Raw genomic sequence first — 6,233 nt, 5'->3', positions numbered from 1 at the left:
TACGCAAATCCGGCGAAGATGGCAGACGGCAAGGGACCTCTGGCTACCGGGGCTCAATCAGACCTCCTGAGCAACTGCGCGGTCAGCGGCAGATCAGGATGTCGGCGGTGGTCGGCGGTGACGACAAGCCAAAGTCGGGTCGGCACATGTACGGCTGGGATGATCGCGGCCATGTGGTGGGAGTCGCGGTGACGGCTACGTCGGATCGTGGAGTGGCGCCGGTACGCGGTTCGTTGGCGGTCTATCCCGGTACGTTCGATCCGTTCACCCCGGGGCACCGCGACCTGGTGGCCCGTGCTCGGGTGATGTTCGACCGGGTCATCGTGTTGCTGGCGGTGAACGCCGACAAGCAACCAACCGCGGAGGCCACGGCCAGGGCCGTACGCGCGCGCGACGCCATGCCGGCGGCCTGGGGCAATGTCGAGGTGGACACCTGGACCGGCCTGACGACTGCCTACTGCCTGCGCCGCGGTGCCACGGTCATCGTCCGTGGCGTGCGCACGGCCGCGGACCTTCGCTACGAGTACCAGCTCGCTGCGATGAACGAGCAACTCGGCATTCAGACCGTCTGGTTGCCGTCCCGTCCGCAGCTGGCCGCCACGTCGTCAACGGTCGCACGCGCCTACCGCTCGGCACAGTCGGCCCGTCCGTCACATAACGCTGAGGAGTGACGCACGGTCGGCGGCAGATGCGGATGCCCACTTCACCCCCATGAAACACGGCCTACCTGGTCAGCCAGATCGAATCGCGTACCGCAGTTCGGGCAGTGGACCCGGCCGAAGAGGTACGTGAAGGCAGTCGCCAGCGAGTTCCGGCCCGCCTCGACGGCCTCAGCATGGACGCGAACGGCAAGATCGGAGGTAAGCCACGGCTCGATTGGGGAGTCCTCGGCCATCAGGTCCAGCCACAGTTCGTCCTCGCATTCGGGACATTGCACGTCGGCTTCTCCGTCGATGACGAGGTCGAGTTCTTTGCCCCAGATCTCGTCGCCGTCGAAGCCGAGCACAGCCTGTTGCAGTAACACGAAGTCTCTGTCGGTGGACGCGCCCGGCAGGCACTCGACCCCGAGCCTACGCAACGTAGCGATCTCTTGGCTGTACGCGGCGCGGTCCGCGTCGGTGGCATCCACCGCGATGAAGCCGGCGAGCGCCACCACCCCGTCCCGCCTCTCCGGCGCGAAGCTGGCGCAGGTTCGCGCCAGCCAGGGCAGCAACGCTGCGCTGGCAGGGCCAAACGTTCCCTGGTGACACGACTCGTGCCAGATCAGACTCCAGGCCGGAGAAGCTGGGTCGGCCGCCGCGGAATCCAGAAGTTCCGAAGAGAAGATCACCCGCGAAGCTTGGCGCACCCCGAAGATTGAAAGCGCTTCTCTCTGCAGGCATAACACGGGACAGCGGGCAAGCAGCGAGCAAAGGGTACAGACAGTAACGACCTCAGACACAGTGGCGCGCGACCTGCGGCAGATAGTGCGCCTGATCTTGCACTTTGGCGCCCGGTATCCTTCGCCGATGGCACCGACGAGCGATGAACGCGAGCGTCTACTGCAGCTGTATCTGGAGCGGATTGACGCCTATGTCGGCGTTGACGCGGAGTATGGCCCGCGGTGGCGAAGCTGGTGTCGGACTCTGTTGTCTCACGGGGGCTCGGTGGTCGTTCCCCCGGGGATCCCCGAACCAGACCTTGAGGTGTTGCTCGCCAGAGCGTCGGCCTTCGGACCAGCAAGGCGGCTGGTGCAAGGAGATGACAATGACTGTCACAGGAACGTGGCGGTGCTGTGGATAGACGGTGAGATCGCGTCGATCGGCACGGGCTATGCGTTGTCCGACGACGGCCTCTGGCGGCAGCACTCATGGGGCTTGGAAGCGGACGGCGTCGTGGTGGAGACGACCTTCGAGCGACGCAGCTATGTGGGGATAGTGCTGCCGGCAAGGGCGTCAAGCATGCAGTTCGCCGGCAGTAACGCCAGTGATTATCTGCGGGAGGTGTTGAAGCAACGCGGGCCGCGCGCGAAGGAACTCGTCGACATGATCCGTGAACTCGCAGCCGTCGCCAAGGTCGCAACCGGCTGACGGCAAGACGGGACACTCGATGTCGCAGGCGCATCCGCGCGGCGCTGGCCGCCAAACGCGACGAGCCACAACCGCGACCCCACCGGTGGGCGATGTCGTCGCCCGGCGTGTCTACCTGTCCGGGCACGCCTGCACGGTGCCGAGAAATCTGACATCCCTGCGGACGCGGGTGCCCCTACCAAGCTCAGGCCCTCGCTGGCCCGCCGCGCCTTGGTCCCCCGACGTAGCGTGACCGGATGACAGCACTCCGCATGGGGCTGCCGTCGGGTCTGAGCCGCCGGCTGACGTTCCTGTTCGCGGTGGCGGCGGGAGCGGCCATCAGCAACCTGTACTGGACACAGCCGCTGCTTGGCTCCATCGCTGGCGACCTAACCACCACGACCGCGACGGCCGGCTGGCTCGTCACCGCTGCGCAGGTCGGGTACGCCGTCGGCGTGCTGCTGCTCGTGCCGCTCGGTGACGTCCTCGACCGCCGCCGGTTCGTCCCGGTGATGCTGCTGGCCTCGGCCGCCGCACTGCTGCTGTGCGCGCTGGCACCGTCGATCGGCGTACTCCTTCTCGCACTCGGCGTGCTCGGTGTGACGACGATTTCCGGGCAGGTCCTCACACCGCTCGCCGGGGACCTGGCCGGCGACGCCCACCGCGGTCGGATCGTCGGCGTTGTCGGGTCCGGGACCCTCACCGGTATCTTGGCCTCCCGCACGATCAGCGGGTTCGTCGCCGGCGCCGCCGGGTGGCGTACGGTTTTCGTCCTCGCCGCCGTCGTCGCCGTCCTGCTCGCGGTTCTGCTCTACCGCGCGATTCCACCGCTGGCACCGCGGACGCGCATGCCGTACCCGCAGCTCATCGCCTCGGTCGTCGCGGTGGTCATGCGCGAGCCGGCAGCCCGATGGACGCTGGTTCTGGCCGCCACAGGGTTCGCCACGTTCTCGCTGTTCTGGACGGCGCTGACGTTCCTGCTCAGCGGCCCACCGTTCCGGTACCCGGTAGCGGTGATCGGGTTGTTCGGGTTAGCCGGCCTCGCTGGTGTCCTTTCCGGCCTGCACGGCGGTCGTCTGCACGACCGCGGTTGGTCGCTCCCGGCCACCGGCGCTGCCTGGGTACTGGCCCTCAGCGCCTTCGTCGTCGCCGCATTCGCCGGCCGGTCCGTCGTACTTGTCATCGTCGCCATCATCATGATCGATGTCGCCCTCCAGACGCAGGCCCTCCTCAGCCGGGCGCGGCTGTTCGCCCTCTCCCACGAGGCACGCAGCCGGCTCAACACGGCGCTGGCCACCGGCAACTTCATCGGCGCTGCTATCGGCTCCGCCGCCGCGACCACGCTTTGGTCCGCGCGCGGCTGGACAGCGGTCACGATCACAGGAACGGCGCTCTGTTGCTTCGCGCTCATCGTGTGGGCGATGGGACGTCGTGGTCCACTCGTGATCCGCTCCGCCGTAACGGAAGGCCCTATAACGGACCGCAGTGAAACCTCCCTCAACCGCGCGGCTGGCGCGAAGTAGTGCTCGTAGTGCTCCGGAGTCGAACCCGCCATGACGCCCTCGTGCGCGGTCCAGGCGTCCGCTTCTCGGCACGAGCGGGCGGCGCAGCCCGCCGGGCGACGGTGACAGAACGTAGCGCCCGGTCGGCGGCAGATGCGTGCGTTGGCGTAAGCTGCCGACTCGTCGAACGGCGCCGGATCACCTGCGAAGGGACGCAAGAGCCGCGTCGATGGCGTCGAGCAGTTCTTCTTGGCGCTCGGGTTGGTCGGCACGGTCTACGTCGACACCGCACTCCAATTGCCGTGCACGGAGCAAATCCTTGTGGGGGTACTGCGAGATGTACACGGGGAAGGCGAAGGGGTCGAGGTCTCGTTCAAGGAGCACGTCGACCGGGTCGCGCCCGTCGTAGCCGATATGCAACCACGTGTCGTACGGTGAGCGGTCGTACACGTTTGCCGCGAACCCCTTGGTCCATTCCGCGAACAGCGCGGCCAGGCTGGGGGCGGCGCGAACCGGATTCCAGTCGTCGGCGTCGATTTGGTAGCGCCAGATCTCCCCCTCATTGTCGCCGGTGAGCACGAACGTAAAAACGAGGTGGTCGATGAAGAACAGTGGCAGCTGATGCCGCCAGTGGAAGGGGATCCCGACCGCGAAGGACAGGTAGCCAAACAGGTCATCGGCGTTGTTCCACATCAGCGGAAACGCGCCGTCGGGCAGAACCCGTCCATGCGGCAAGCCCTGGGTATTGAGCCAGATCGGTTGTTCGGCGATGCGGACCACGTCGAAGACCCGGCAAAGCACATCCACGGGCAGCCCGTCGATCCGGTCGTCCTCATCGAGCCAGGGGACACCGGCGGCAGTCGCCGCCGCTCGATAGCCCTTCACTGCACTGCGCAGCACGCGCATGTCGTCGAGCATGACGAACCTTCCCTTGGTCGAGGCGAGGCACAGACTAGCCCCGCCGCCGAAACGACGCGGAGTCGATGAAGGGTTGCGGGGACTTCGCTGAAGTCGAGCAACCTCGGCGCGCGGGTTGGCAACTCGAGTTCCCGTGGGCGGTCGTACTCAACTCGGCACGACCGGGTGTCTGCCTCACCGCGCTTCCTCACGGAACGTAGTCGCTCGCTCGGCGGCAAGAGCGGACGGCAGGCCAGGGCGCGTCTAAAGCGGATCCAGAAGCAGCACGCCATCCGGTGAGTAGAAATACTCGCGCACATGCCGAGCCCAGTCTTCGATCTTCGGGTCTTCCCACTGCGACAACCACTCAGAGAGATGCGCGTGCTCGTCGGTGTATCCGTTCTCTAGGAGCCACTGAAGCGTTTCGCACCTGCCCGCTCCGAAGATGGCCTGGGCATCGAAGCCGGTGCCTAGGTCCATCTCACCCGTGCGGAACTTCGCTCCATACAGGCGGGGTGAGTCCGCGGGATCACCGATCAGGAACAGCAGGAAGGCCGTCACGTAGATCTGCTCGTACTCGTCGCTCTCGCCCGTGTCCGGACCTTCGCGCCACGTCCTTTCGAGGTCGAAGATCTCTCGAAGCATCGCGTGGTGGGGGCCAGGGTCATCTACGTCAACCATCCGGAGCGCCTCCCGACGCGAAGCCGGACTCGAGAGGTCCAAAGACTCGGCCATGGGTGCACGCTAGTTGGAGTGCGCACTCATCGGCACATTCGGACGCCGGCGACCGGCGCCGACGGCACTTGGGTGACGAGCGCTTCGCGGCAGATCCGGATACTGAGTCGCCGCAGTAGGGACAGGAAGTCCGTCTGCGCGGGCAGAGGGCCTCATGGGCGCGGTTGGGGGTCTCGGTCTTCGGCGAAGGCTGTCTGCTCCGCGGGTGCAACCCAGATGCCGGATAGCTGTCTGACGTGGTGGACCATGGTCTTCACTCGGCAGGTTCCCGACGCTTCGGGCGGCCATCGCTGTCACGCTGGGCGACGCGCGACTTGCGGCGATGCCGTGCCATACTGCGGCACGTGCACGTGACCGGGGAAGTGCAGATGACGTACGGCCTGCTGCGGCGGATGAGCCAAGACGCACAGGGCCGTTGGCAACGCGTCATGCGGATGCTCCTGCTCGCCCTCGCGGCACTGGTTGTGCTGCTGGCCACGCTGCTCGCGACACTGACCGGGTTCAACGGTCGGCTGCTCTACCTCGTGCTGGTGTTGTGTGCCGCGTTCGCCGTGACAGAACTCCTTCCGGTACTGAGTTGGTTGCTGCAGCGCCGCCTCTTCGTCGAGCCGTTCCGGTACGGGGTGAGCACGTCGGGCGTCGACATCCAGACCGCGAGCAGCCGTACCCAGATCGACTGGTCCGGCATCACCCGGATTCGGCGGCGACCCCATACCTGGCTGCTGAAGTACGGCATGAGCCAGATCCCGGTGCCGCGGGCGGCGTTCTCGCCCGAGGATCAACGGATCGTGGACGACTTCATCGTCGGGCGCCCAGAGTTCGCCGGGTGACCGTCCCCCGACGCGACCAGCCCGAGCAACGCGACCGCCGAATTGTGCAGCACGTCGACAGCGTCCCCGCGCAGCAGCCGACCGCTCGGCTACGGCCAGTAACCCGTACGGCAGTTGCGCAACGCACGGATCGCGGCTACCTATTGACTGGTGCTACGACCGCAGCCAGGCCAGGCTTGGTCGAGGTGACCGGCGGAGTCGCTCTCATCGCGGCTGCCCAC

At 66.6% G+C, this 6,233-nt stretch carries 7 protein-coding genes; 4 read left to right on the top strand and 3 right to left on the bottom strand.

The window, feature by feature from the left end; all coding sequences use genetic code 11:
• The coding region (gene coaD, locus M2302_RS32905) for a pantetheine-phosphate adenylyltransferase (RefSeq protein WP_280841692.1) at window positions 1-671 on the top strand (671 nt) is incomplete at its 5' end.
• Between the two features lie 32 nt (window positions 672-703).
• Here coaD and M2302_RS32900 read toward each other — a convergent pair.
• Complete coding sequence (locus M2302_RS32900; protein WP_280841691.1) at window positions 704-1,330, bottom strand: hypothetical protein; 627 nt, start codon at window positions 1,328-1,330, stop codon at window positions 704-706.
• Between the two features lie 178 nt (window positions 1,331-1,508).
• Between M2302_RS32900 and M2302_RS32895 the strand changes: the two genes are divergently transcribed.
• Window positions 1,509-2,069, top strand: a complete 561-nt coding sequence (locus M2302_RS32895; protein WP_280841690.1) for a hypothetical protein — start codon at window positions 1,509-1,511, stop codon at window positions 2,067-2,069.
• 236 nt (window positions 2,070-2,305) lie between these two features.
• A complete protein-coding gene (locus M2302_RS32890) occupies window positions 2,306-3,571 on the top strand; it encodes an MFS transporter (RefSeq protein ID WP_280841689.1) in 1,266 nt (421 codons plus the stop codon).
• A 177-nt stretch (window positions 3,572-3,748) separates the two neighbouring features.
• On the opposite strand, the gene M2302_RS32885 is transcribed toward M2302_RS32890, so the two are convergent.
• Together M2302_RS32885 and M2302_RS32880 are read right to left on the bottom strand one after the other, a co-directional pair.
• Complete coding sequence (locus tag M2302_RS32885; RefSeq protein ID WP_280841688.1) at window positions 3,749-4,468, bottom strand: hypothetical protein; 720 nt, start codon at window positions 4,466-4,468, stop codon at window positions 3,749-3,751.
• Window positions 4,469-4,711: 243 nt separating this feature from the next.
• Window positions 4,712-5,182, bottom strand: a complete 471-nt coding sequence (locus M2302_RS32880; protein ID WP_280841687.1) for a hypothetical protein — start codon at window positions 5,180-5,182, stop codon at window positions 4,712-4,714.
• 368 nt (window positions 5,183-5,550) lie between these two features.
• Here M2302_RS32880 and M2302_RS32875 point away from each other — a divergent pair, with 368 nt between their 5' ends.
• Window positions 5,551-6,012: a YcxB family protein gene (locus M2302_RS32875; RefSeq protein WP_280841686.1), complete on the top strand. Its 462-nt coding sequence runs from the start codon at window positions 5,551-5,553 to the stop codon at window positions 6,010-6,012.
• Window positions 6,013-6,233 lie beyond the last annotated feature (221 nt).

Origin of the sequence: Micromonospora sp. A200 (genome assembly GCF_029893845.1) — a bacterium.
In the GTDB taxonomy this organism is placed as follows: domain Bacteria; phylum Actinomycetota; class Actinomycetes; order Mycobacteriales; family Micromonosporaceae; genus Micromonospora; species Micromonospora purpureochromogenes.
Note: the sequence above shows the minus strand (reverse complement) of the source record. Positions and strands in the feature narration are given on the sequence as shown.